Source organism: Nostoc sp. (assembly GCF_036917395.1).
In the GTDB taxonomy this organism is placed as follows: domain Bacteria; phylum Cyanobacteriota; class Cyanobacteriia; order Cyanobacteriales; family Nostocaceae; genus Nostoc.
In genome coordinates this window covers 34,171-59,702 of record NZ_JBALDI010000042.1, presented here as the reverse complement: position 1 = coordinate 59,702, position 25,532 = coordinate 34,171, and the positions used below count along the sequence as shown (strand labels likewise).

The window sequence follows — 25,532 nt, the reverse complement described above, 5'->3', positions numbered from 1 at the left end:
GGAATTCTCTCGAAAGTATAATTTATTCTCATCTCCCTAGCAGGGTGTATTTGTGTTAATATTTATGTAAAGCTAATACCCTGAGCGCAGATAAATGGGGAAGGTTTTAGTCTTAAACGCATCTTACGAACCTCTCAATATAACGAGTTGGCGTCGTGCTGCGGTTCTGTTAATCAAGGGCAAAGCAGAACGCGTGGAACACAATGGTAAATTCCTTTATTCGGATTTCCCGTTGCCGACCGTGATCCGGTTGCGTCATTATGTACGCGTTCCTTATAAAGAAATTCCTCTGACTCGCCGAAATATATTGCACCGTGACGGTCATGGCTGTCAATACTGTGGTTACACAGGGGATGAGTTGACCTTAGACCATGTAATACCGCGATCGCGCGGCGGGGGCGATACCTGGGAAAACATTGTGACAGCTTGTGTCCGTTGCAATGTCAAAAAAGGCAGTCGCACTCCCCACGAAGCTCATATGCCTTTGCGTCATCCTCCCCGCCAACCTTATAGCAGCCTCTATTTCGAGGTCAGCAAACATCTTAAGAGTGGACTACATACAGAGTGGCAAAAGTATGTTATAGGTCTTTGACATGACGTAACCTAATCCTAAAAGCATAAATAAATAGTCACAGGTTCGCGTTTGTGCTTATTTTTAGAGTCTGGCTAAAATTGTGTTGGACACATTTGCTTTAACAAATTGTCTGTTGGCTCAGGTTTGTCCAGGCATTGTAATGCACATTTTTTGGCAGAACCAACGCAGTAGTCTGCATAAATCTAGGTAATAAAGACAGCAGCCGACGCTAGTAGGTTGCTAGCGCTGTTCATTAAAAATAATTGTTAATTGCTCAATAGTCACAATAATGAGAGGATTGAGCATAAGAATATTTCAAATATCAAAGACTAGCCTGAAAGTATAAAATAGGAAGTATACCCTAAGTCAGATAAAAATTTCGCTTATTAAATTTACGGAAGAGAAAAAAGCTCCTAAAACAGATTATATGCTGCCAGATACAGCCCGATATCCTAAACTTCCTTGTTTCCAGGGCTTATACACTCTCTAGTGGAATTTAGTTGATTCTTGAGCGCTGTTACGGATAAAAAATATACTTAGATGTATAGTGCAATGTCTTGATATTTTTGCGAAGATCATAAGAAAGTGGCTAAATTCAGTGAATTGCTGCTCGTAGTATTTCTGAATTAAAGGAGCCTCACACTTTAAAAAAGTTCCCTATGTACTTGAATTCTCCCGTTACTCATTTAGAGAGTTTGTCATTGACCACAGAGCCAAACCCAGAGGAACCTGAAATCGAGAAAGCGCCAGTGGAAGTTGCATTTAAGAGTCCGTCATTACCGCCATCGGTAGGTGAAGGAGCTATATATCTCAATCACCGTGGTAATTCTCTGGTACAACAAAAGTCAGAAGAACTGCAAAAAACCTTTCTGGCACACCGACACGATCGCCAACTGATAATTCTGCAAGATTTTCCTGACCCTGATGCCCTTTCCTGTGCCTGGGCTTACCAGTTAATTGCCCAGCAATATGATATCAAATGTGAAATCATTTATGCTGGCGCATTGAGCCATCAAGAAAATATTGCCTTGGTGAGGCTGACTAATTTACCTATCCACCGCTGGACACCGCAAACCTTGAAAACCAAAGATTTGTCATCTTATCAAGGTTTTGTATTAATTGATAACCAGGGAACCACTTCACAGCTACTGTCAGCGGTGCAGCAGGCTGGAATTCCCCTAGTAGCCCTGATCGACCATCACAGTATCCAAGGTGATCTCCAGTCAGAGTTTGAGGATATCCGTCCCTATGTAAGAGCCACGGCAACAATTTTTACTCAATACCTGCAAACGGGATTACTGGCATTAGATAGCAGCATAAATCAACACGTCAAATGCGCTACTGCCTTGATGCACGGCTTGCGATCAGATACAAATCGGCTAATGCAAGCGCAAGAAGAAGACTTTATGGCAGCTGCGTATTTAAGCCGATTTTATGACGCCCAATTGCTAAACGCCATTTTACAGGCGAACTGTTCCAAGCGGGTAATGGATGTGATCGAGCGATCGCTCAAAAACCGCATCGTTCAAAATAACTTTTCCATTGCTGGTGTCGGTTACTTACGCTACGATGACCGCGATGCCATCCCCCAAGCGGCTGATTTTCTCGTCACTGAAGAAAACGTCCACACCGCCGTAGTTTTCGGCATTGTTCATGATGAAGACGAAGAACTAGAAATAGTCATCGGCTCCCTAAGAACCACCAAACTTACCCTTGACCCTGATGAATTCATCAAAGAAGCCTTTGGACAAGATAGCGCTGGGCGGTTTTTTGGCGGTGGAAGGACAAGCGCAGGCGGCTTTGAAATTCCAATGGGTTTCTTATCTGGCAGCAACGAAAATTCCGCCTATGCAAAAATGAAATGGGAAGTATTCGATGCTCAAATTAAGCAAAAACTGCTGAGGTTGGTTAATCCTAGAGACAACCCGATTCAGTCAGAATAGAGGAAGAGGATAAGGCGAACTCCTAACTCATGCTGGAGTCAAAGTGTTTGGTTATATGAGCGCGTTATTCTAATCCTAAACAAAGCAGCGTAGATATTATCATGCACCAACTCACTTTGACTATTCCAGAAGAAACTGTATTGGCTCTGAATGTAAAACCAGAACAGCTACAAGGTGAAGTACTTCTCGCTGCTGCTATGAAGTTATACAAACTTAGCAAACTCTCTTCAAAAGCAGCAGCTAACGCAAGCGGGTATTCCCAAAGTTTTATTACTTTCACAACTAGCAAAATATGACATTAGCACCTTCAAACTCACGGAGGCTGAACTGATTGAAGATTTAGTTCATGCCTAATGTTATTTGTGAAGGAAGAATGCGATACTGAGGAAAATTTTTGGTCTAGTTGCCAAGTTGTCTACCTCTGCTGAATTGTACCGTTAGACCGCTAATTTAACATTTTTGATCTAGCGTTAAAATGTTGATCATTTATGCTCTTTGAGAGGTATAACAATGACACAGCAAGAATTATCAAAATTGATGACATTGCTAGAACTACAAAAACAAGTACTGCAATTATCCATTAAAGAACGTTGGCATTTAGTTCAGTCTGTTCTAGCATCAATTCAACAAGAAACCCTATTGTCTATTCCTGGCACTCCAACCTTAGAACCTTTAACCGATCTTGACCCCCGGACTCAGAGTTTAATAGGTGTAATCCAGCTAAGAGAAGAAAATCCAACAGAAAATTATGTGGATTATTTAGAGGATAAATACGGTTGAAACGGGTGTTGTTCGACAGCGATATGTTGCTCGATATTTGGGCACAGCGTCAACCATTTGTTATAGCTTCCGCAAGAGCGTTAAATACAGTAATGCAGAATCAAGTACAAGGTTATGTTTCAGGTCATGCAGTAACCAATATTTTCTATATTCTGCGTCGTAAAGTTGGTAATGAAGTAGCGCGTGAACTATTAGCAAAGTTATTGCAGCACCTTCAAGTTGCCAGCGTGACAGATGAAGTTATTCGGCAAGCTTTGAATAGCCCAATTAAGGATTTTGAGGATGCAGTAACGAGTGCTGCGGCGCTTACGGCAGGTTTAGAAATAATTGTGACGCGAAACACACCCGATTTTGTAGCTTCTTCAGTTCCGGCAATGCTGCCAGATGAGTTTTTGACAACGCTAATTTGAGTGAGTTTATTTTTCTGAGAGGTATAAAAATGCCACAGCAAAAATTGTTAAATGAGTTTTTATCCCTTCCTGCGGAAGCACAGCGTCAAGTAATTGACTTTATTGCCTTTTTGCGACAAAGATATGCAGCAGTTGAATCTGCCTCTCAGTCGGCTGATATTGACTTGATAAATGATAGCTTTATTGGGATGTGGAGCGTAGGCGTAGCCCGTCGTAGACATCGCCAAGATTTAGCTGATAGCACTGCTTGGGTGCGTGGTGTTCGAGAAAATGAGTGGTCAAAGTCAGATGACTAATTCAACCATCGTTGATACTGATATTCTAAATAGATAGCAGATCAACGAATACGTAATAATGATTAAGATTAGGATAGATTAATTCACACCAGACGTAAATCCTAACTAAGTATGGGCTACGCCCCGCTACGCTAACAAAATTCAAAGTATGGAACTATACTTAATTCGTCATGGCATCGCTGAAGACAAGGGATTAGGCATCAAGGATGAGGAGCGCAGCCTTACCAAAGAAGGACGGCAAAAAACTGAGAAAGTTGCCCAGCAACTTGTTAAATTGGGTTTAAGCTTTGATTTGATTCTCACCAGTCCCTTAGTGCGGGCCCGCCAAACGGCTGAAATCCTTATAGCAGAAAAACTAAGCTCCCAGTTAGAGGAATCTAGCCACCTTGCCCACGATGGTCAAATTTCTAGTTGGCTAAAAGACTGGTTAGAGCCAAGGAATTATTCCCAAAATACCCAACTGGCGCTGGTTGGACACGAACCTGATTTGAGCAATTGGGCAGAAATTCTCCTATGGGGGGAAGTCAAAGCAAGCTTAGTCTTGAAAAAAGCAGGTATGATTGGGATAAAACTACCAGAAACAGGTTCTCCTCTGGGTCGGAGTCAGATGTTTTGGTTGACACCACCCAAGTACCTGCTATAACAGTTTTTCAACATTTTCGATTGTTGTTAGAAGGGCTACTGTTATGGCGACAATAATTTCTGGTAAGTTAGCTTGATCAGATATTTCAAAAAGCAAATGGTGTTGCCATGATGGTGTGCGAATACAAGCCTGGTTTAGAAGGCATTCCCGCCGCCCAATCAAGTATCAGCTATGTTGATGGGCAAAAAGGAATACTAGAATATCGTGGCATCCGGATTGAAGAACTAGCAGAAAAAAGTACATTCATAGAAACTGCTTATCTCTTAATCTGGGGTGAACTGCCAAGCAAGGAACAACTGGAAACATTTGAGCATGAAGTTCGTTACCACAGGCGAATAAAATACCGCATTCGGGACATGATGAAATGCTTTCCAGAAAGCGGTCATCCAATGGATGCCTTGCAAGCCTCTGCTGCTGCTTTAGGCTTGTTTTATTCGCTCCGCGATTTACATAATCCTGCCTACATTCGAGATTCCGTGGTGCGCTTGATAGCAACCATTCCCACGATGGTAGCTGCGTTCCAACTGATGCGAAAAGGCAATGACCCGGTGCGTCCCCGTGATGACTTAGACTATTCCGCCAACTTTCTATACATGCTCAATGAGCAAGAACCCGATCCTCTAATGGCGCGGATTTTTGATATCTGCTTGATACTTCAGGTCGAGCATACAATGAATGCTTCCACCTTCAGTGCCAGGGTGACAGCTTCCACCTTAACTGATCCTTACGCTGTGGTTGCTAGTGCTGTGGGAACCTTGGGAGGGCCCCTGCATGGTGGAGCTAATGAAGAAGTGATTCAGATGTTGGAAGAAATTGGCTCTGTGGAAAATGTACGTCCTTATGTGGAGGAGCTTCTGCAACGCAAAGCGAAGATTATGGGCTTTGGACATCGTGTTTACAAAGTGAAAGACCCACGAGCCACAATCTTACAAGGTCTAGCAGAACAGCTGTTTGAAAAGTTTGGGCATGACAAGTTCTATGACATTGCCCAAAAGATGGAAATAGTGGTAGAGGAAAAACTCGGTAGCAAAGGGATTTATCCCAATATTGACTTTTACTCTGGTTTGGTGTATAGAAAGATGGGTATTCCCACAGACTTGTTTACACCAATATTTGCGATCGCCCGCGTTGCCGGTTGGTTAGCCCACTGGAAAGAACAACTCGCAGAAAACCGGATTTTCCGTCCTACCCAGGTTTACAACGGTCACCACGAAGTTTCTTATACCCCCATTGACCAACGTTAATTGGGCATTGGGCAAACAGGGCATTGGCCAAACAGGGCATGGAAAATCGAACCAATGCCCGATATACTATGCGCTGTTTGGGCGGTCTTCACAGATCGCATCACTGCCTAAGTCCTGAAATATATACTCTCCCCTTGTCCCCTTGATAGCCAATCTCAATGCCAACCATAAGTAGAAGTTCTCATCTCGCTTCAGGGTGCTCAAACCATCCAACGATATACTAGGCATGGGAATTGGCAACAAATCTTCAATTAAGCGTCATCACAGCAAAAATTATAAATGGGTGAATTTACAGGTATTAATTCAACTAATAGTTGTAACTCACCATAACTCGATGTCTTAAAGAGCGGAAACATGAATTCAGGAATTGACCTCCAAGGAACTTTTATTGAATCCCTCCGGGATTTAGGTATACCAGCAGGAACAGCCAAAGCGATTTGGATGCCCCTGCCAATGATACTGATGCTGATTGGGGCAACAGTGGGGGTATTAGTTGCTACTTGGCTAGAACGGAAAATTTCTGCCGCAGCACAGCAGCGAATTGGACCAGAATACCAGGGACCTTTTGGGTTGCTGGTACCTGTAGCGGATGGTCTGAAGCTGGTATTTAAAGAAGATATAGTACCAGCCAAGTCTGACCCCTGGCTGTTTACCCTCGGCCCAATTATTGTTGTAATTCCGGTGTTTCTGTCGTTCCTGATCGTTCCCTTTGGGCAGAATATCGTAATTAGCAATGTGGGCATGGGCGTATTCTTGTGGATTGCCTTGTCTAGCATTCAACCGATTGGCTTGCTGATGGCTGGCTACGCATCTAATAACAAATACTCCCTCTTAGGGGGGTTGCGGGCAGCAGCGCAATCTATTAGTTATGAAATTCCTTTGGCATTGGCGGTGTTAGCGATCACTATGATGTCTAACAGCCTCAACACTGTTGATATTGTCAATCAACAGTCTGGCTATGGCATCCTGGGCTGGAACATTTGGCGACAACCCGTCGGTTTCCTGATCTTTTGGATAGCCGCCTTAGCTGAATGCGAACGATTACCCTTTGACTTACCTGAAGCGGAAGAAGAAATCGTAGCAGGCTATCAGACTGAATACTCAGGCATGAAATTCGGTCTGTTCTACCTGGGTTCCTACGTTAACTTGATCCTTTCTTCCCTACTAGTAGCAATTCTTTACCTGGGTGGTTGGGACTTTCCCCTTCCCCTCAACCTCATCGCTAGTTGGCTGGGAGTCAGTGAACTAAATCCTGTGTTCCAGATAGTAACTGCGGCTTTGGGGATCACGATGACGGTGTTCAAAGCTTATTTACTAGTATTTGTCGCTATCCTGTTGCGCTGGACAGTGCCACGGGTACGGATTGACCAACTATTAGATTTAGGATGGAAGTTTTTATTGCCAGTTGGCTTGGCTAATCTCCTATTAACTGCCGCCCTGAAACTAGCCTTTCCCTTCGCCTTTGGCGGGTAAACCAATTTTAGATTTTAGATTTTAGATTTTGGATTAAGTCTGAAATCTAAAATTCAAAATCCAAAATCCAAAATCCAAAAGAGAGAGACACAAAATGCTAAAGTTCCTGAAACAAGTTGGTGATTACGCCAAAGAAACGGTACAAGCTGCGCGTTACATTGGTCAGGGACTTTCTGTTACCTTCGACCACATGCGGCGGCGTCCGATTACCGTACAGTACCCTTACGAGAAACTGATTCTTGGCGAACGGTTTCGCGGTAGAATTCACTTTGAATTTGATAAGTGCATCGCTTGCGAAGTTTGTGTTCGCGTTTGTCCGATTAACCTGCCTGTAGTAGATTGGGAATTCGACAAAGCCAGCAAAAAGAAAAAACTTAACCACTACAGCATTGACTTTGGAGTTTGTATCTTTTGCGGTAATTGCGTGGAATTTTGCCCCACTAACTGTCTATCCATGACAGAAGAGTATGAGCTTTCCACTTACGATCGCCATGAATTGAACTATGACAGCGTGGCGCTGGGTCGTTTGCCTTACAAGGTAACAGATGACCCAATGGTTACACCACTACGCGAACTAGTTTACCTACCCAAGGGCGTCCTCGAACCCCACGGACTGCCTGCGGATGCGCCACGTGCGGGTGCGCGTCCAGAAGACCTTGTGGAACAAACAGAAAAATAAATGTCATTTGTCATTTGTCCTTTTCCTAGTGACCAATGACCAATGACCATGCAAATTTGTGATTAGTGATTTTGGATTAAAACAAAAATCTAAAATCTAAAATCTAAAATCCAAAATTGATTGACTAAGGACAAAAAACAGTGAATCTAGCGGAAGGAGTACAGTTTGTATCGCTTGGCATACTGGGCGTGATGATGATTGGGGCGGCCATTGGCGTGGTGCTGTTCTCCAATATCGTCTATTCTGCCTTTATGCTGGGGGGCGTGTTCATCAGCATAGCGGGAATCTACCTGTTGCTAAATGCTGATTTTGTTGCTGCTGCACAAATACTGATTTACGTTGGGGCGGTTAACGTGTTGATTTTGTTTGCCATTATGTTGGTGAACAAGCGGCAGAATTTTGTAGCATTTCCGAACTCTTGGGTGCGGAAAGTACTAACGGGTATAGTCAGTGTAGGATTGTTTGCTCTTTTAAGTACGATGGTGCTGGCTACTCCTTGGGCCTACTCAACTGCTCCTGTGGTGGGTGGTGAAAGTTCTATAGTTTTGATTGGAGAGCATTTCTTCACTGACTTTTTATTGCCTTTTGAACTGGCTTCCATTTTGCTACTGATAGCGATGGTAGGAGCAATTATTTTGGCACGTCGCGAGTATTTGCCAGATCAAGTGACGCTATCCGAACTGCCGCAAACTGTTTTAACTTTGCAAGAACGCCCCAGAGAACTGGTATCAACAACCAGCGAAACAAAAGAGTAAGATTTGCGACCTCAGTCGCAGAGAAAAAGCCAGTTTTTACAGGTGGGATACCCAGATTCATGCAACTCCAGTACTTTTTATTACTAGCAGCAGCTTTATTCTGCATCGGCATCTACGGTTTAATTACCAGCCGCAACGCTGTGCGGGTGCTGATGTCAATTGAGTTACTGCTCAATGCTGTTAATCTGAATTTAATGGCATTTTCCAACTTTCTCGACTCAACATTAATTAAGGGTCAGGTTTTCACAGTATTTGTGATTACCGTGGCGGCGGCCGAGGCGGCGGTGGGTTTAGCGATCGTGCTTGCCATTTATCGCAACCGCGATACCGTCGATATGGAGCAGTTTAATCTCCTGAAGTGGTAATTTTGCGTGCAACTCAAGCAGGTAATCATTGCTTATAAAGCGCGGGATGCCCAGAGTAAAGAATGGGCAGAAGTCTGTGCTAAACAACTAGAAAGTCGCCAGTGCCATGTGTTGATAGGGCCTAGCGGGCCGAAAGACAACCCCTATCCAGTCTTTTTGGCTTCGGCGGTTCAACCAATCGATCTCGCTTTGGTACTCGGTGGCGATGGTACTGTTTTAACCAGTGCCAGACATTTAGCTCCAGCTGGCATCCCAATTCTGGGAGTGAATGTGGGAGGTCATCTGGGGTTTTTAACTGAGTCAGTGGAGGAGTTTCAGGATACGGAGAAAGTTTGGGATCGACTGTTTGAGGATCGCTATGCTATCCAACGACGGATGATGTTACAAGCTGCTGTCTACGAGGGTCATGGGTCTAATTTGGAGCCAGTAAGTGAGCATTACCTGGCTTTGAATGAATTTTGTGTCAAACCAGCCTCCGCTGACCGGATGATTACTTCAATTCTGGAAATGGAAATCGACGGTGAGGTAGTCGATCAATACGTCGGGGATGGGTTAATCATTGCTACTCCCACAGGTTCTACTGGTTACACCGTTTCTGCCAATGGGCCAATTATGCATGATGGTATGGAGGCGATTACCATCACTCCTATTTGTGCGATGAGCCTTTCTAGTCGCCCCCTGGTTTTACCCCCTGGTTCTGTGGTGAGTATTTGGCCTTTGGGGGATTACGATTTGAGTACCAAGCTGTGGACAGATGGGGTTTTGGGGACTTCAATTTGGCCAGGACACCACGTTGATGTGCGAATGGCAGATTGTCGGGCTAAATTTATTATTTTGCGCGAGAACAATTCCTACTATCAGACGCTGCGAGAGAAGTTGCTTTGGGCAGGTACAAGGGTTCACTACAGCAATAATCACCGTAATTAATTCAGTATTTTAGAGTGCATTTACCGGAGATTGCGATGGCGTACCCGCCCACCATAGGCGATGTCTACGCAATGCCCAAAGCAAAAGCACATCGCAACCAAAATTATCCAAGCCCCTGGATTTATCCGGGGGCTTTCTGCCCTGATTTTGACTTTCTTTGCTGATTTGCATTTATAGCGGATATCAAAAGAAAATTTTGTATCTTATTGCCAGATTTTTGGGGAATTAATGTCCATAATAAAAGCACTCTACCCCTAATCCAAGAGAGTAAAAAAGCTCTCTAGAGATTCTTTTATCGAAAACCGTCTCAATCACGCTTCGACACATTAATGCATAATGTGAGCTATTTGTATAGTGCTTAAATCCTAGTAGGATATTTTCGTAAATCTAAGTAGGAAGATAGATGGAAGTTTCTGGACGCAACATCAATTACTCACTGAATCCTCCTCCCCCTCTTGAAGATTTTCCTGTCCTTCAAACTGAAAAATATACCCTACGGCTAGCGTCAACTGAAGAAGAATTAGAATCAATTTTTCGGTTGCGCTTTGAAGTTTTTAATCTTGAACTAGGGTTGGGATTCTCTACTTCTAACTTTACCCAGATGGATATAGATAAGTTTGATGCAGTTTGCCATCATTTAATCCTGATCTCCAAACAAACGGGTAAAACCATTGGAACTTATCGGATGCAAACCTATACAATGGCTTCTCAAAGATTAGGTTTTGATGCTGCCGATATATTTAATCTTAATGCAATTCCCAATTCTGTGCTTCAGGTATCAGTTGAAGTTGGGCGTGCATGTATAGCTAAAGAATACCGCAACAGTCAGGCACTTTTACTACTATGGAAAGGGCTAGCAAATTATCTGATCTGGAGTAGAAATCAATATTTCTTTGGCTGTGCATCATTACTAACACAATGTCCGTGGCAAGCTACTTACGCTTATGATTATTTTCAGCAGAATGGCTTGATGCATCCAAGTATTTTGGTTTATCCAAATTCACAATCTTGTTTAGAAATGCCTCAAAATTTCCCAGATTCATATAATGTTGAAATTCCCAAAATTTTGCAGGCATACTTGAATATTGGAGCTAAAATATGCAGTATTCCAGCTATTGATCGACACTTTAAGACTATTGATTTTTTAGCTATATCTAATACCAAAGACTTTGCTAGATGGCGTTACTAAATATTGTAAAAATTATCCTTTTCCCTAATGGCGCTCAGTCGCGGCTATAAGAACAAAGTCTGCATATACGGACTGTAAGAATATAGAAGACAAAAAAAGATTTGGGTAAAGACACGTAGTGCTAGATACAAGGTGTCCATATTACAAGCCCCAATATTAGATATGGGGTTGTCCCAAGAGTTCCAATAATCCTCTTTGCTTACTGGATTATTTTAGACAAGTTCTTAGGAAAACTACTTATGCGCCATCTCAAATTTGCTCCGAGTTGGTTGCGATTTTTAATTATTTTCTTATTAGTGATGGGTATATTATTTCGCTTTTTTAACCTTGATAGCAAAGTTTACTGGCATGATGAAACTTATACCTCATTACGAATTTCTGGTTACACAATAACTGAAGTAAAACAGCAAATTTTTAATGATCGTGTCATTGCTGGAGAAAGTTTTGCCCAGTTTCAAGGTGCAAATCAACAAAAAAACTTAAATGACACAATCATGACTTTGGCAAAAGAAGATTCTCACCATCCACCGCTTTATTACATAATAGCCAGATTGTGGATGGAAATCTTTGGTAATTCGGTGACGGCTATTAGAAGTTTATCTGTCTTCATTAGTTTGCTGGTTTTCCCTTGTGTTTATTGGCTATGCCGAGAATTATTTAATGTGCCGTTATCAGTTCCTGGTGTAGCGATCGCACTCATGGCAATTTCTCCAATTCACCTAGTATACGCTCAAGAAGCACAAGAATATATTCTCTGGTTAGTCACCATATTACTATCCAGTGCGTCTCTGCTGCGAGCAATGCGGCTGGAATCACAAGACAAAGATGAGCTAGTAAAAGAACGACAACGACCAGATTTATTCGCTATCTGGAGCATTTATGCAGTAACTTTAGCCATCAGTCTTTATACATTTCTTTGGAGTGCATTTGTAGCAGTTGCTCACGGAATTTATGTAATGAGCATCGCCAAATTTAAGTTAACGGGAACTGTTAGAACTTATCTGTTAGCATCACTGGTAGGTTTTTTAGCTTTCATGCCTTGGATAACAATTGTGATGGGCGACTTTTTTCAATTTTTGATTTCAGCAGATAAGATAACAACGCAATCATCTTTAATGCCTATATTTCCATTTTTGCTGATGCAGTTGAGCCGGATTTTTTTTGATATAGACCTTACTTTAGACAATCCTATAGGCTATTTTATTACATCATTATTTTTAATTTTGGTAGGATATTCAATTTATTTTCTTTGTCAAACAACTAATTATAAAGTCTGGTTGTTTATCATCATATTAATTATGGTGCCAGCACTACCCCTAATACTGTCAGATTTAATTGCTGGGAGTACACGATCATCTAGGGAACCATATTTAATACCATCTTATTTAGGAATCCAACTGGCTGTTGCTTACCTACTAACTACGCAACTATATAATGGGAACGTGTCACGCCGGAGCATTTGGCACATAATCATGGCATTAGTAATTATTTGTGGTCTAATTTCTTATAAGGTGAGTTCCCAGGCAGAAACTTGGTGGAATAAGGGTATGAGCTATGGCAATCCCCAAGTTGCCCAAATCATCAACCAAACGACTCGTCCACTTTTGATTAGTGATGCTTTAGGCGACAACTATGGGAATGTCTTTTCTCTGAGCTATCTTTTGGAACCAAAAGTGCGATTTCTGTTGGTGAACAACCAAAAAGTTCCCAAAATTCCTGATGGGTTTGCTGATGTGTTTTTATTCAATCCTTCAGATACTTGGCGCGAAAAAATCGAAAAAAAGTATAAAGTAAAGACAGATGTTGTTTACAGTGACAACTATTATTCGGTTTGGAAATTGACTAAATTTTCTAAGTTGCGCCGACGTAATATCCCACCTAATAATAAGTTATCTGCCAGTTGATAGATAGCGTGGGAAGCTAAACATTAGATGCTTCATGCGGATCGGCATAAAAATTGTTCATGAAATTTATAATCTTTTAGAAAATATTAAAATACTTGCTTTCTTAAAATAATCTAAGAATAACAAAAATAAATATTAAACAGATTCTCATCTGAAATTAATTTAAGTGACAGAACGATATTTTATATTGTCATTTGATATTAATTTAATGATTCCTTGAAAGGTGTTGTATGCAATTAACAGATTTTCTTGGTCTTTTACATCCAGCGATCGCAATTATATTCGTATTTCCACTCATCGGTACAGTGGTTAATTTTGCTTGGCAAACACGCCAACGCAGATTGCAAATTTTAGCCGGGAGTAAGAGCAAAATTCCTCCAGTGGTGGGTGGAGAACATAAGCAGTTAGGTGAAAGACTAACAAGTGCAGTTGTCGGACTAACTCTAATCGGATTAAGCTATCCTATTGGCAAAAATATTATCAAAAATCAATTGTGGAATAAAACACCTTTTAAAGTTATTTTTATCGTGTTAATGTTTGCTGCTACTATCGCCTCTTTAGTATTTCTTTATCGGGCAAAGCAGCGGTTGTGGCGGGCAGTTTTTGCAACTTTAACTGGTGCAGGTTTAGTAATTATAGGCTGTCAGGATGGAGTATACCGCCTGACGAATGAGTGGTATTGGTCACATTATTATATTGGTATTACCGCAGCATTGCTGATGATTTTTTCATTAGCAATTGTTCAAGATATTTATCAAGATAAGTCCAATCGCTGGCGCATCGTCCATACGGTTTTAAACTGTATTGCTTTGTTGCTATTTATTGGACAAGGCATGACAGGAACGCGAGACTTATTAGAAATTCCTCTGAGTTGGCAAGAACCATATATTTATCAGTGTGATTTTGCTAATAAAACTTGTCCAACGCCAAATTCCCAAGCACCAAAGTGAACTAACCTGGATTTCTCACAAATGAGAAAAACCATGTACAAAACCTAATACAGTTAAGTTAAGCATTTTTTCCTTCTCTCTGTGCCTGGACAGTTGCTACAACGGGGGGAACTCCCGCAACGCACTGGCTTCTCTGCGAGAGGCTGCGTGTTGGCGGAAGCCTCTCGCAGAGATGGTGGTAGCCTGCGGCAAGCCACTACGTTTCTACAATAAATTAAGCTTTTTGGCAATTTTTGCACAAGTCCTAATAATTAGAAAAAACTTGTCAGATTTACAAATTGGTTCTTTGTTTACGCAATATTATCTACAAGCCGATCGCGAATTGTTTTGAGTTGGTCTTGAGTCTTAATTGGCTCTCGCGGTGCTGGCAATTCGGTATTAGGCCAGTTAGGTAAATTATTGCAGGGGCATAACAATGTCGGCATCCCGACGTTTCGCGCTGCTACTGGCATACTGCATCGGCTGCAAGGTAGCATCTCCCATGCTGGTGTCAACAGTTCAGCAATGGTTTCATGTGTACCCTCTAGGTAACAATCACCCGATTCGGGTGAGAGAATTTTTTGCCAGCACTCTTCAAATTCTTCACTATAGCGATCGCCATTTAGCACCGATTGGGGCAAAAAGCTTGCCTTACCGTTGAACGTAATCAATTTCTTACCCAACTGAAACCAGTAGGCGAGGTATCCTCTAACTTCTTGTTTAGTTGCCATATTACAATTTTAGATTTTAGATTTTAGATTTTGGATTAATTTGAATCAAGAGTTAAGAATCTTGACTCCTCACTCCTCCTTCCCCTCTATTTGGCAATGGCGAACCAAGGACGCCCAGATTGAGAACATGACCAGCAGTAACTAAATAAACAGTTTCGCTGAACGCACTTAGCTGGCGCACCAAAGAACCCAGGCGATCGCGGAACGTCCTTCCAATCGGATAAGCTGGCACCACACCCCAGCCAACCTCTTCTGCTACAAACACCATATCAGCAGCAACAAGATCCACCGTTTCTAACAACTCTGTAAGGATATTTTCCCAGGTAGCTTCGTCTTGTTCTAAGAGATTAGCAACCCAAGTTCCTAAAGAATCAACTAAAAGGCAGGTATAGGGTTTGGCATCAGCAAGGGTAGCAGACAGTTCCACAGGTACAGATAAAGTTACCCAGTCTTGGGGACGACGTTGTTGGTGTTCTAAAATCCGTTGATGCCACTCTTGGTCATCTGGGTTATCGGTGGCTGTTGCTACGTAAACAACTGCTTTTCCTGACTGCATGGCCAGAGTTTCCGCCCATTCACTTTTACCAGATCGTGCTGGCCCTGTTACTAAGATGATTTTACCCAAAGTTGTTTCCTGAGTATTTTAACAATAAGTAGCTGTAAATTCAGCTACCATTTCAATTAGCAAGACTTGAGGCTTAAACTTGGGGCAAAATCCCCAAGTTTAAGGTAGGCAAACTTTCACCACAGTGTACTAATTGCAATTTATCACCGCAGTTTTTACTTCGGAGGTGAGATTTTTGGTTTCAAATAACTTTTAAGGGATAAAATTAGCACCAGCATCGTTGATGTTACAACTGGCAAAAGCCTAGAATCCCAACAACCCCATTCTTAATTATTCAACACCATTGGGGACAGCAAACTTTAGGATGTCTTTATGAACGCAGGCTTAAAACGTATTGAAGCAACTCTACACGATTTAGGGAATCGCGGCACTGCCTCTGCCGCCGAAGCAGGTGATTCGACAAAACGACCTTTCTCCTTTAGAATCAGCGTCGGAGCCAACGAACCCACAGAAAGTACACAGACTCCATCCTCCCAGGATGGGGAACTTAATCCACAAGGACAAACAGTTGACCTCGGCGTAGATACTGAGAGTGATTATCCTCCTGAACAAAATTTCTTTCCTCACCATGACTCTGTGCAGACCTTTCAAGCACAAGAGAATGGTAGCAAAACACCCAGCCTACCCAAGTTGAAAACTCCGAGCTTTAGTAGCCATCGCCACGGAGCTAATCCAGCATTGGCGATGAATCTATTGCAAGAAATTCAGGAAAGTGTCGCCGATTGGCAAACAGAACTGCAAAATATCTTAGAGCAAATTCAGGATATTTACTTAGAAGGTCCAATTGTCAATGGCTGGTTAGAATCCAATCCCACCGAACCAGAACCGGGAGGAACTGCAACACTGCGCCATGCAGAAGTTGACCGCCTGATGAACTACGTAGAAAAAATTTGCGCCACTGGTGGAAAAGTATCTTATCAATCATCTATTACTGGCTATCGCCTCTGTGGTGTGGACGATGCTGGTAAAGTCTGGTCGCGCCCATGTCCACCGGATCAGGTTGCCAATGTTAGCATGGCGATCGCGCGTTACCAAAAGTTACGTCAACTGTTGGGGCGCAAGCAATCTTTGGAAACTCGTCTGAGTCAACTAGCCCAAACACTTGTAGTTTTACACAGTCATATTCAACAAACGTAAAGTTTTAAAGATTATTTCCGAAGAAACTCGGTTGGTGGGTTGGTAATTTTTGGTTTAGATTGACTTTCAGTAGGTGTGCGTTGGATTTAAGATTTTTATCTAAAATCCCAAATCTCAAATCCAAAATTAAATCTATGCCAGACACGCAAATCTCTGCCATTATCTGTACTCATAATCGAGATACCTATTTAGGGGCTGCAATTGATAGTCTTTTAGCGCAGGATTTTGCTGCTGACTTTGAAATTGTGGTAGTTGATAATGGGTCTAGCGATCGCACCCGTGAGGTTGTAGAACAAAGGGCCCACAATCCGCGTCTGAAGTATGTATTTGAACCCACCATCGGTTTATCTGTCGCCCGCAACACGGGTGCAAAAGTAGCCAGTGGTGATATTCTTGCTTATCTGGATGACGATGCCGTTGCCAGCCCTGGCTGGCTACAAGTTTTATATTTTGCCTATTACAATAATTCTAAACTAGCGATCGCAGGTGGCAAAGTCACTCTCCTATGGCCCCCAGGAATCCAACAACCACGGTGGCTATCTCCAGGGCTAGCTGCAAATCTGGGTGCATACGATTTGGGTGACAGTAGCATCTACATCGAGCAACCTGGCTTAACACCCAGAGGCTTAAATTACTCCATCCGCCGCAGTTTCCTGGATGAAATTGGCGGTTTTGATCCTCATCTCGGTCGAGTAGGGAAAAATCTATTATCAAATGAAGAACTGCAAATGACCGAATTTGCCCTACAACGTGCTTGGCAAGTCGCTTATCTTCCCGAAGCACTAGTCGCTCACAATGTTGCCCCAGAGCGTCTCCAACGCTCCTGGTTTTTAAACCGAGGCTGGTGGCAGGGTATTAGTGAATGCTATCGAGAACAACTCGCTGGTAAAGCTGGAATCGCTCAATTGCAGCGAGGTAGCGAACGGTTTGTGCGCGGCTTGTATAAGGCATTGCAATATTTTTCTGATCCAGCAGAACGGTTTGACAAACTTGTATATGCTTACGGTCAGATTGGTTACTTAAATGCTGCTATTCAGGGTCTTTTATCTACATCAAATAAGAAATAACTAATAACATAATTTATACTTGTATGCCATCTAAAATACCAGTTTCAGTACTAATTCCGGCAAAAAATGAACAAGTAAACTTGCCTGCCTGTCTCGCAAGTCTCACCAGAGCAGATGAAATATTTGTAGTAGATTCTCAAAGTAGCGACAACAGTGTTGAAATTGCTAAAAGTCATGGTGTAAATGTCGTGCAATTTAGCTTCAATGGACGCTGGCCCAAAAAGAAAAATTGGTCTTTAGATAATCTCCCGTTCCGCAACGAATGGGTGCTAATTGTAGATTGTGATGAGCGGATCACTCCTGAACTTTGGGAAGAAATTGACCAAGCAATTCAAAACAAGGAATATGCAGGTTATTATCTCAACCGCCGCGTATTTTTCTTAGGAAAATGGATTCGTTACGGTGGTAAATATCCCGATTGGAATCTACGTTTATTTCAACATAAAAAAGGTCGCTACGAAAACCTACATACAGAAGATATTCCCAACACTGGTGACAATGAAGTTCACGAACATGTGATTTTGCAGGGCAAAGTTGAGTATCTCAAAAATGATATGCTCCACGAGGACTTCCGCGACCTTTACCACTGGTTAGAACGACACAACCGCTATTCAAACTGGGAAGCTAGTGTTTATCTTAATATTCTCACAGGTAAAGATAATAGCGGTACTATCGATGCCAATCTATTTGGTGATGCAGTCCAACGCAAGCGCTTTTTGAAAAAAGTGTGGGTACGCCTGCCATTTAAACCCATTTTACGGTTTGTTTTATTTTATATTATTCAACGTGGTTTTTTGGATGGCAAAGCAGGATATATCTATGCACGCTTGCTGAGTCAATATGAATATCAAATTGGCGTTAAGCTTTACGAATTACGCAACTGTGGTGGTCACTTAAATACTGCAACTAGCTCAAAGGAAGGAGATGGGGAAAAGGGGAGCAGGGGATCAGAAGGAAAGCTATTGACCATTGATTCCTGATAAATAACTAATGACTAATGACTAATGACGCTTTCGTAGATTTACGCAAATATGACCAATCTTGGTTTGATCGGGGACGTCCAAGTTGGTATATTTTCTTATGGTGGTTTGTACAAGCGATCGCCTTTCCCCTGACTCCTCAACCGTTAAATATTCTGCGTTGTGCTTTGCTACGACTATTTGGCGCTCGGATCGGTAAAGGCGTATTAATTCGACCTACCGCCCGTTTTACCTACCCCTGGAAAGTTACCATTGGCAACTACAGTTGGATTGGAGATAACGTAGTTTTATACAGCCTCGATCAGATCCACATCGGTGAACACTGCGTAATTTCCCAAAAAAGTTACTTGTGTACTGGTAGTCATGATATCCAAGACCCTGCCTTTGGGTTGAAAACAGCGAGTATTACTATTAACAATGGTGCATGGGTGGCAGCAGATTGTTTTGTTGGGCCGGGAGTGCAAATCGGGGCTAATGCTGTGATTGGCGCTCGTAGCAGTGTTTTTACTAATATGCCTTCTGGGCAAGTTTGTTGGGGAAGCCCCTGTTGTCCCAAGACGGTTCGGATAAAACTTGATGCCCCCACAAAACCCGTGATTTTATAAATAAACATAGTTAGGGCGCACAGCTAGCTGTGCGCCCTTAAATTTTCTACATATTTATAGTGGTTCTCAATTGCATGGAATACAGACCACTTGTAGGGGCACATCATTGCTCATATGTGTCAACTTAAGCAAAAACTCGTTTAAAATCTGGTTAAGAGCCTCTGGCTGGAAATGCTCTTTCATTGCGGTGCCGCTAGTTTTGAGGCGGAGCCTCTAATTAGGCATTCCCAGTCTGAGACTGGGAACGAGACAAACCGCATTGGCTGCCCATAAGCAAGTGGCGTGGATTTAGGGGGAACTATAAGCGTTCGGTGTATACAAAAAACTTTTCAGACATCCTCTGAGGGAGATGAACCAGTCTTTGAGGTGGATGAACCAGTCTTTGAGGTGGATGAACGAGTCTTTGAGCTTGATGCACGAGGTTCCAAGCCTCCCTTATATCCCTCAGCTTTCTGAATCCCCAAGCAAGACAGGAAGTAGCAGTGGTAATATGTTTTCATGGCTGCTCTAATCCTTGCTATTGATGAACAAACTATTGGATGAAACGCTGTCAATCAAAATTGCTGAACTTATAAACAGCAGAGCTAGCACTCCGTTTGATAATGCTTACAAAGCAGTATTATCGACTGAGGGAGCAACATATATTCAGGGGTTTTTAGCTTTTGTCGGGAAGCCATACAGACCAATTGAACACAGTTGGATTGAGCTAGGCGACGCCTCCGATGTCCGCATTATCGATCCCACATTACCGCACTTGAACAAAAATCCCCAAGAACTCTGGTATTTTGCTGCACAAAGGCTGACCGTTAAAAAACTGAAGGCCATCATTGAAGAATCGAAAGAAGATTATCCAGAAGATGATCCATTGCCAATCTATGGTCATCCACCTTATGAATATTACGGTGATGTGATGTTGGGTGGTCAAGACTATTTAGCAGCATATCAAGCCGCAGAGGCTAAATGTAAAGAAATCAACGAACTCAACCCTGAGAGGAACTAGGGGAGTGAATGAAATAATTCTTAATTACGAATTACGTTAGCGAAGCTCTCTTCTCTACGAGAGGCTGCGCCCTAAGCGAAGCTATGCCGCAGGCTTTACGAGTCCGCGTACCCCTACGGGGAAGCAAGCTACGCGCAGCATCTCATAGAGAGCCTCATTACGAATTATTTAATAGGATTTCCCATCGCTGCCAAAGTATTCTCGATAGGCGCAAATTTTGTCTCCACGCACATCCCAAGAAACTGCTAAACGATTTTTGTAAGGTTGTTCTAACAAACGTCCCTCATCCCGAAACTCAAAAACAACCGTTGTATCATTACTAGTACAACGGTCTAGGGTCAGGGTGAGTCCGCCTTGGAATGATTCAGAAACGTACTCAAAAAACTCTCTAGCTCGTTCTTTTCCCACATTTAACCCGTGAAATTTACCCACGGGAAACCAAAGGGTAAAGTCCTCTGTGAGCATATCTAGAAATGCTTGCCACTCTCCTGTGGCCAGACCATGTGTAAAATGCTCAAATGCTTGTTGAGCGACTTTTAAAGTATTTTCTGAATCTTGTGTCATTCTCACTCCCGGCTGGATATAAACTAATACCGTGTTACTTAAAACCTCACAACCACTTTGCCACAATTTTGACCACTGAGAAGATATTCTACAGCGTCGGGAATTGATTCTATGCCTTGAAACTGTGTTGAGTCTACGGCTACTTTGAGTTTGTCTGTGTAGAACAGGTTTAATAGGCGATCGCGTGCCTCTGCTATATGTTCTTTATAATGAGGCATGAGAAAGCCTTTCACAGAAGCTGCTTTCCAAAATAGCTGGTGATAAATACGTGATTGTGTAATTTGTTCTACATTATTTGCATATTCTGATATAAAACCAACCACTACTAACCGTCCCCGCACTGCCAAGTTTTCAACACAGGTATCAAATACGGCTTTACCTACACACTCAAAAATTAGATTAATCCCATTGGGGTATTCTTGCTTGAGAACTTGATTGAGGTTTTCTGTGCGATAGTTGATAATGCGATCGCACCCTAATTCTCTCAATAACTTTGCTTTCGCCTCAGAACTACAAGTACCAATGACATGATTACCAGCTAACTTTGCCAATTGCACCGCAATATGACCCGTTCCTCCTGCTGCTGCTGTCACTAAAACCACTTCATTACTTTTCATCTCCCCTACTTGTTCCAATGCCACCAAGGCTGATACACCTGTAGGAATCAGGGTTAGAACTTCTGGTGTAGCTTCACGCACTTTGACTGCTAAGTTTGCATCGATAACCTGATATTCTCGATAACCGCCGCCACGCGCTGTAGTTATGACAGCATCACCTATTTGAAAATCTTTAACATTTTCACCCATAGCGACAACTTTACCCACAGCTTCCACACCTAAATCAAAGGGAGGAATTAAGTTAACATAGGGAACATCACCACGACAAAGTAAAGTATCAAAGCCACCGTTAACGCCAGCAAATTTATTTTGAATTAAAAGTTGACTTTCAGTCGGTTTGGGAATAGGAATTTCTACAACTTCAACAGCAAATTTAAAATCTTGATTTAGTTGCTTTGCTATTAACTTTCTGTAGTTTATTGCGTTCATCTCTAAATCTTAATTTTACCTTACTATTCAATTATTAGTTTTAACGTAGATAGCAATTCTAAATAATTTGTGAAAATCTCTATTAATTCTCTCTGCGGTTCGTTAGAAAAAATTATCACGAAGTCAGCGAAGGCGGACTATTGATTTTAAACCCGCATAATGCGCGGAGCGCAGTGCAAGCGCGATAGGCGGGTTTTGATTGTATAGCTGCGGACTTCTAGTCGCCCTTCTCAGATATCCTCTCGGCTTATAAAGCTTTATCCCACTCTAATTGATGAGCTAAACCATACTTGATAAAATCTTCTTCTTTAGCTTTATCGCTTTTACCAAAAACACCTAAGCTGTAAGGATTATCTTGCATACGTTGTGTGACTTGCTCTTTTTCAAATTGGATAATTTCCTCTCTAGGTTTATCCGGTTTAAAAAAGTCTACAACCAAGACAGTTCTGTCATAATTGGTGTAATTATGCGGACAGTGTGGATAGCTGTGATCTAAAACCAGAAATTTTCCTTCATACCAATAAAGCTGCTCATGACATATTTTCATAGCCACATCCCCCTCTGGCACAATCAATCCTAGATAGCCACGATTCATATGAGGGTTATAGTTCACATGTAGCTTGATATCCAAGCCTGGATGGAATGTACCAAAATACACATTTCTGAGTACACCATCATCGCTAAAGTTCACTTTTTCTATCACCTTAGCCAAATTTGGGAAAAATTTCTCTCTTAATGCAAGTGCTTTTTGTGATGCATCATCTAACCCATAATCAGGGTATTCTATTTGATGTGCTTGAATATATTCTTCAATAAATATACCCTGAAATAAAATCCCAAAAGCAGTGTATTTTGCATTACTTTTTGTTTTAATTGTTTTACTTTTAGGTCCCAAAATCTCGTAAGTGATTTTTAACTCTTCATTAGATGCATTATTAATAAAGCTTGTAAACTCATCTCTAATAACTTGCCAGCTATCTTGAAAATTTTTGAGAAAAGCAAATTCCCTTGGGTCTATATGATACTCATTAAAACTTTCCATTGTCTTTTCTCCTGAAGATGTTTTCATAAAAAACCGTTATATAATGATCAGATTTGGTCTTCGTCACGATTCGATGTTGGAATTCCTGACTAAACTCATTTTAGTGTGAGGTCTACTGTGTCTGAAACCCCCCTATTAGATCAAATTATCAAAAATGTGCGCGTAGTTCGTCCCCATCAGGATGCGATGTCTACGACGGGCGTAGCTGCGGCATTACTTGATTTAGGAATTAAGGATGGAAAATTTGCTCAGATTGCCCCTAATATTAGCCCAGACACAGCTAAAGAGGTATTTGATGGCAAAAACCTGCTAGGCTTTCCTGGGGTCGTGGATGCCCATATGCACATCGGTATCTATCAACCCCTCGACAAAGATGCTGTGACTGAAACCAAAGCAGCCGCTATGGGAGGCGTGACTACCAGCTTAAATTACATCCGTACAGGGCAGTATTATCTTAACAAAGGCGGCTCCTACCGCGATTTTTTTCCAGAGGTGTTGGCGTTATCCGCAGGTAATTTTTTTGTAGATTACAGCTATCACGTTGCACCTATAGCTAGCCAGCATATCGATGAAATACCTCTATTGTTTGAGGAACACGGTGTATCTTCGTTTAAAATCTTCATGTTTTATGGCGGTTATGGATTGCATGGTTTGTCAGACCAGCAAAACCTCTTTTTGATGATTAACAAAGAGGAACGGTACGACTTCGCCCATTTTGAATTTATTATGCGCGGTCTAACTCGCTTGATAGAAAAACATCCAGAAGCGCGAGATACTATCAGCTTGAGTTTGCACTGCGAAGTTGCAGAAATTCTCAACGCTTATACCAAAATAGTTGAAAATGATTCTAGTCTTAGTGGACTACATGCCTATAGTGCAGCACGTCCTTCTCATTCTGAAGGTTTAGCAATTTGCATTGCTTCTTATTTGGCACATGAAACTAACTGTGCAAATATCAATTTGTTGCACCTGAGTTCACGTAAAGCAATGGAAGCAGCTTTGACTATGCAAACTGCTTTTCCCCATATCAATTTTCGGCGAGAAGTTACTGTCGGACATTTGTTATTAGATGTCGATACTCCCAATACAATTTGGGCAAAAGTTAACCCTCCTATTCGTCCCCGTGCCGATGTGGAATACTTATGGCAAGCAGTACTCAACAATCAAGTAGATTGGATAGTTAGTGACCACGCTTGCTGTTCTGCTGAACAAAAAAGAAGTGCTAAAGACTCGAATAATATTTGGTTAGCAAAGTCTGGTTTTGGCGGTACAGAATATTTACTTTCTGGTGTATTTAGTGAAGGTAGCAAGCGGGGAATGTCTTACAACCACATGGCTAAGTTGCTATCTTGGAACCCATCCCGGCGCTTTGGTTTGTTAGAAAAAGGTGATATCGCCATTGGCTATGATGCTGACTTGGTGCTGGTAGACCCCAATGAAAGTTTTGTGGTACGTGCGGCTGAGTCAGAGTCACAACAGGGTTACACGCCCTTTGAAGGAGTGGAGTTAACTGGGAGGGTGAAAAGTACGTTTTTACGTGGAAATCTTATTTATAACAACGGACAGGTTCTAGGTTCACCCACTGGACGTTATTTAAAAAGACCTTCTAGTAATTCTCACAAAAACTTTGCTGCTTAAAAAGCGTATGCATCTTTAGGCGCATATGATAAGACTGTTCCAACTTGTGATAAATCCCTATCAACTCTGACGAAGAACAAAGCGCCATCGTCCGTTGTGTGTCTAGGAAGAGTGCTAAAGCTAGGAGAATAACCAAAGTGGTCTTTTGCAAAACTGTAATTTCCTATATCACAGTATCCAACTAAACCATATGCTTCTTCATTATAAGATTGAATCATTTGATACCTGCCATCGTAATGTGGTAAGATAGCAAGCAACCATACTCCACCCCCATTACTATTTTTTCTTAAGTACTTTTTTTTAGCTACCTCAAATTGAACTGTATCTGTCTTGCTCCACGGTAGCAATTTGCTATCCAATGCAGGGATGAAGTCATGCAGTTTAGCATCTGGATGATCGTTGATTGCATTCTTATATATCAATGGAATAGGACCATTCTCCATCCAGAGTATTTCAACTTCTTCATTGCCTTGCACTTTCCAAGGACCTACTCTCACTCCTGCGGGGATAAAGGAGTAGCAATGCTTGTTTAATTGCCACTCACCTAATTGAATTGCACCCCTGAGTACAAAAATCTCTAAATCGGCAGTAAAGATGCCAGAAGGTGCTTCAAACTGAGGCGATAAAACTACTTTTGAAGTGGATGCACCACAGTCATGCCATGTTAGCGATCGCCTACTTCCAAATGGTACATTATCTGGCATTCCACTCACTCGCCAACCGTGTTCTTCTGGTATGGCATTTGTATCAAAAAATTGGTACTGGCGAGTTACATACTCTTTGGAGATTGCTGTACACCTTCCTGATAGGTTCATGCGCCCTCTTCCGTCTCCACCCCAATTCTCTTTTACAGATGCTACATGCAAAAAATCATCAGTTTGGTTTTCTTCTGCGGAATTAAAATTTATATTCTCTTCGCCCATGACTTCACACTCTCCTAGTTATATGCTTCTCCTTAGGTATTTAAGTTTATATTGGATTGACTC

Annotated in this window: 29 protein-coding genes; 23 read left to right on the top strand and 6 right to left on the bottom strand. The window is 41.9% G+C overall.

Translation table 11 applies throughout. From position 1 onward, the window contains the following. The first annotated feature begins 94 nt into the window (after positions 1–94). From V7K46_RS14775 to V7K46_RS14700, 16 genes are all read left to right on the top strand, one after another. Positions 95–592: an HNH endonuclease gene (locus V7K46_RS14775; protein ID WP_273763553.1), complete on the top strand. Its 498-nt coding sequence runs from the start codon at positions 95–97 to the stop codon at positions 590–592. Between the two features lie 641 nt (positions 593–1,233). Further along, entirely contained in the window at positions 1,234–2,517 is a 1,284-nt protein-coding gene (locus V7K46_RS14770; protein WP_335114283.1) for a DHH family phosphoesterase, read from the top strand. A gap of 101 nt (positions 2,518–2,618) precedes the next feature. Beyond that, the gene (locus V7K46_RS14765; protein ID WP_335114281.1) at positions 2,619–2,813 is read left to right on the top strand and encodes a UPF0175 family protein; all 195 of its coding nucleotides are present in this window, start codon (positions 2,619–2,621) and stop codon (positions 2,811–2,813) included. A gap of 214 nt (positions 2,814–3,027) precedes the next feature. Further along, the gene (locus V7K46_RS14760) at positions 3,028–3,297 is read left to right on the top strand and encodes a hypothetical protein (protein ID WP_335114280.1); all 270 of its coding nucleotides are present in this window, start codon (positions 3,028–3,030) and stop codon (positions 3,295–3,297) included. 5 nt (positions 3,298–3,302) lie between these two features. Continuing rightward, on the top strand, positions 3,303–3,707 hold the full coding sequence (locus V7K46_RS14755) for a PIN domain-containing protein (protein ID WP_335114496.1): 405 nt from the start codon (positions 3,303–3,305) through the stop codon (positions 3,705–3,707). A gap of 29 nt (positions 3,708–3,736) precedes the next feature. Beyond that, a complete protein-coding gene (locus V7K46_RS14750) occupies positions 3,737–4,003 on the top strand; it encodes a hypothetical protein (protein ID WP_335114278.1) in 267 nt (88 codons plus the stop codon). Between the two features lie 148 nt (positions 4,004–4,151). Beyond that, positions 4,152–4,646, top strand: a complete 495-nt coding sequence (gene sixA, locus V7K46_RS14745; RefSeq protein WP_335114276.1) for a phosphohistidine phosphatase SixA — start codon at positions 4,152–4,154, stop codon at positions 4,644–4,646. Positions 4,647–4,753: 107 nt separating this feature from the next. Continuing rightward, positions 4,754–5,890: a citrate synthase gene (locus tag V7K46_RS14740; RefSeq protein WP_335114274.1), complete on the top strand. Its 1,137-nt coding sequence runs from the start codon at positions 4,754–4,756 to the stop codon at positions 5,888–5,890. Between the two features lie 354 nt (positions 5,891–6,244). Continuing rightward, positions 6,245–7,363 (top strand): NADH-quinone oxidoreductase subunit NuoH, encoded by a 1,119-nt coding sequence (nuoH, locus tag V7K46_RS14735; RefSeq protein ID WP_335114272.1) that lies wholly within the window; start codon positions 6,245–6,247, stop codon positions 7,361–7,363. Between the two features lie 94 nt (positions 7,364–7,457). Beyond that, positions 7,458–8,042, top strand: a complete 585-nt coding sequence (gene ndhI, locus V7K46_RS14730) for an NAD(P)H-quinone oxidoreductase subunit I (protein ID WP_273763572.1) — start codon at positions 7,458–7,460, stop codon at positions 8,040–8,042. 140 nt (positions 8,043–8,182) lie between these two features. Next, positions 8,183–8,797: an NADH-quinone oxidoreductase subunit J gene (locus V7K46_RS14725; protein WP_335114270.1), complete on the top strand. Its 615-nt coding sequence runs from the start codon at positions 8,183–8,185 to the stop codon at positions 8,795–8,797. 59 nt (positions 8,798–8,856) lie between these two features. Then, on the top strand, positions 8,857–9,162 hold the full coding sequence (nuoK, locus tag V7K46_RS14720) for an NADH-quinone oxidoreductase subunit NuoK (RefSeq protein ID WP_006199065.1): 306 nt from the start codon (positions 8,857–8,859) through the stop codon (positions 9,160–9,162). A gap of 6 nt (positions 9,163–9,168) precedes the next feature. Next, positions 9,169–10,089, top strand: coding sequence for an NAD(+) kinase (locus V7K46_RS14715; RefSeq protein WP_335114268.1), 921 nt, complete (start codon positions 9,169–9,171; stop codon positions 10,087–10,089). A gap of 403 nt (positions 10,090–10,492) precedes the next feature. Then, a complete protein-coding gene (locus tag V7K46_RS14710) occupies positions 10,493–11,278 on the top strand; it encodes a GNAT family N-acetyltransferase (protein ID WP_335114266.1) in 786 nt (261 codons plus the stop codon). 239 nt (positions 11,279–11,517) lie between these two features. After that, the gene (locus tag V7K46_RS14705; RefSeq protein ID WP_335114264.1) at positions 11,518–13,182 is read left to right on the top strand and encodes a glycosyltransferase family 39 protein; all 1,665 of its coding nucleotides are present in this window, start codon (positions 11,518–11,520) and stop codon (positions 13,180–13,182) included. A gap of 230 nt (positions 13,183–13,412) precedes the next feature. After that, a complete protein-coding gene (locus V7K46_RS14700; RefSeq protein ID WP_335114262.1) occupies positions 13,413–14,132 on the top strand; it encodes a DUF4079 domain-containing protein in 720 nt (239 codons plus the stop codon). 290 nt (positions 14,133–14,422) lie between these two features. Here the strand turns inward: V7K46_RS14700 and V7K46_RS14695 are convergent, their stop codons facing one another. Both V7K46_RS14695 and cobU read right to left on the bottom strand, forming a co-directional pair. After that, the gene (locus V7K46_RS14695) at positions 14,423–14,842 is read right to left on the bottom strand and encodes a hypothetical protein (protein WP_335114260.1); all 420 of its coding nucleotides are present in this window, start codon (positions 14,840–14,842) and stop codon (positions 14,423–14,425) included. Between the two features lie 52 nt (positions 14,843–14,894). Then, positions 14,895–15,467 (bottom strand): bifunctional adenosylcobinamide kinase/adenosylcobinamide-phosphate guanylyltransferase, encoded by a 573-nt coding sequence (gene cobU / locus V7K46_RS14690; protein WP_335114258.1) that lies wholly within the window; start codon positions 15,465–15,467, stop codon positions 14,895–14,897. A gap of 312 nt (positions 15,468–15,779) precedes the next feature. On the opposite strand from cobU, the gene V7K46_RS14685 reads away from it, so the two are divergent. The 6 genes from V7K46_RS14685 (at position 15,780) to V7K46_RS14660 (ending at position 20,256) form a co-directional block, all read left to right on the top strand. Continuing rightward, positions 15,780–16,604, top strand: coding sequence for a hypothetical protein (locus V7K46_RS14685; protein ID WP_335114256.1), 825 nt, complete (start codon positions 15,780–15,782; stop codon positions 16,602–16,604). A gap of 134 nt (positions 16,605–16,738) precedes the next feature. Then, complete coding sequence (locus V7K46_RS14680; RefSeq protein WP_335114254.1) at positions 16,739–17,671, top strand: glycosyltransferase; 933 nt, start codon at positions 16,739–16,741, stop codon at positions 17,669–17,671. A 23-nt stretch (positions 17,672–17,694) separates the two neighbouring features. Further along, complete coding sequence (locus V7K46_RS14675; protein ID WP_335114252.1) at positions 17,695–18,651, top strand: glycosyltransferase family 2 protein; 957 nt, start codon at positions 17,695–17,697, stop codon at positions 18,649–18,651. A 17-nt stretch (positions 18,652–18,668) separates the two neighbouring features. Further along, positions 18,669–19,256 (top strand): hormogonium polysaccharide biosynthesis acetyltransferase HpsU, encoded by a 588-nt coding sequence (gene hpsU, locus V7K46_RS14670; protein ID WP_334962698.1) that lies wholly within the window; start codon positions 18,669–18,671, stop codon positions 19,254–19,256. A gap of 282 nt (positions 19,257–19,538) precedes the next feature. Beyond that, positions 19,539–19,712 (top strand): hypothetical protein, encoded by a 174-nt coding sequence (locus tag V7K46_RS14665; protein ID WP_335114250.1) that lies wholly within the window; start codon positions 19,539–19,541, stop codon positions 19,710–19,712. 67 nt (positions 19,713–19,779) lie between these two features. After that, entirely contained in the window at positions 19,780–20,256 is a 477-nt protein-coding gene (locus V7K46_RS14660; protein ID WP_335114248.1) for a hypothetical protein, read from the top strand. Between the two features lie 168 nt (positions 20,257–20,424). Here V7K46_RS14660 and V7K46_RS14655 read toward each other — a convergent pair whose 3' ends face one another. The 3 genes from V7K46_RS14655 to V7K46_RS14645 all read right to left on the bottom strand — a co-directional run bounded on the left by V7K46_RS14655 (position 20,425) and on the right by V7K46_RS14645 (position 22,908). After that, a complete protein-coding gene (locus tag V7K46_RS14655) occupies positions 20,425–20,820 on the bottom strand; it encodes a nuclear transport factor 2 family protein (RefSeq protein ID WP_334726376.1) in 396 nt (131 codons plus the stop codon). Between the two features lie 38 nt (positions 20,821–20,858). Beyond that, positions 20,859–21,866 carry a zinc-binding dehydrogenase gene (locus V7K46_RS14650; RefSeq protein WP_335114246.1) on the bottom strand — a complete coding sequence of 336 codons (1,008 nt, stop codon included), beginning with the start codon at positions 21,864–21,866 and terminating at the stop codon, positions 20,859–20,861. A gap of 247 nt (positions 21,867–22,113) precedes the next feature. Then, positions 22,114–22,908: an aspartyl/asparaginyl beta-hydroxylase domain-containing protein gene (locus V7K46_RS14645; protein ID WP_335114494.1), complete on the bottom strand. Its 795-nt coding sequence runs from the start codon at positions 22,906–22,908 to the stop codon at positions 22,114–22,116. Between the two features lie 117 nt (positions 22,909–23,025). Here V7K46_RS14645 and V7K46_RS14640 point away from each other — a divergent pair, with 117 nt between their 5' ends. Further along, positions 23,026–24,546 carry an amidohydrolase family protein gene (locus V7K46_RS14640; RefSeq protein WP_335114244.1) on the top strand — a complete coding sequence of 507 codons (1,521 nt, stop codon included), beginning with the start codon at positions 23,026–23,028 and terminating at the stop codon, positions 24,544–24,546. Here V7K46_RS14640 and V7K46_RS14635 read toward each other — a convergent pair. Further along, positions 24,543–25,469 (bottom strand): DUF4437 domain-containing protein, encoded by a 927-nt coding sequence (locus V7K46_RS14635; protein WP_335114242.1) that lies wholly within the window; start codon positions 25,467–25,469, stop codon positions 24,543–24,545. The two genes, V7K46_RS14640 and V7K46_RS14635, sit on opposite strands and share 4 nt — an antisense overlap. Positions 25,470–25,532 lie beyond the last annotated feature (63 nt).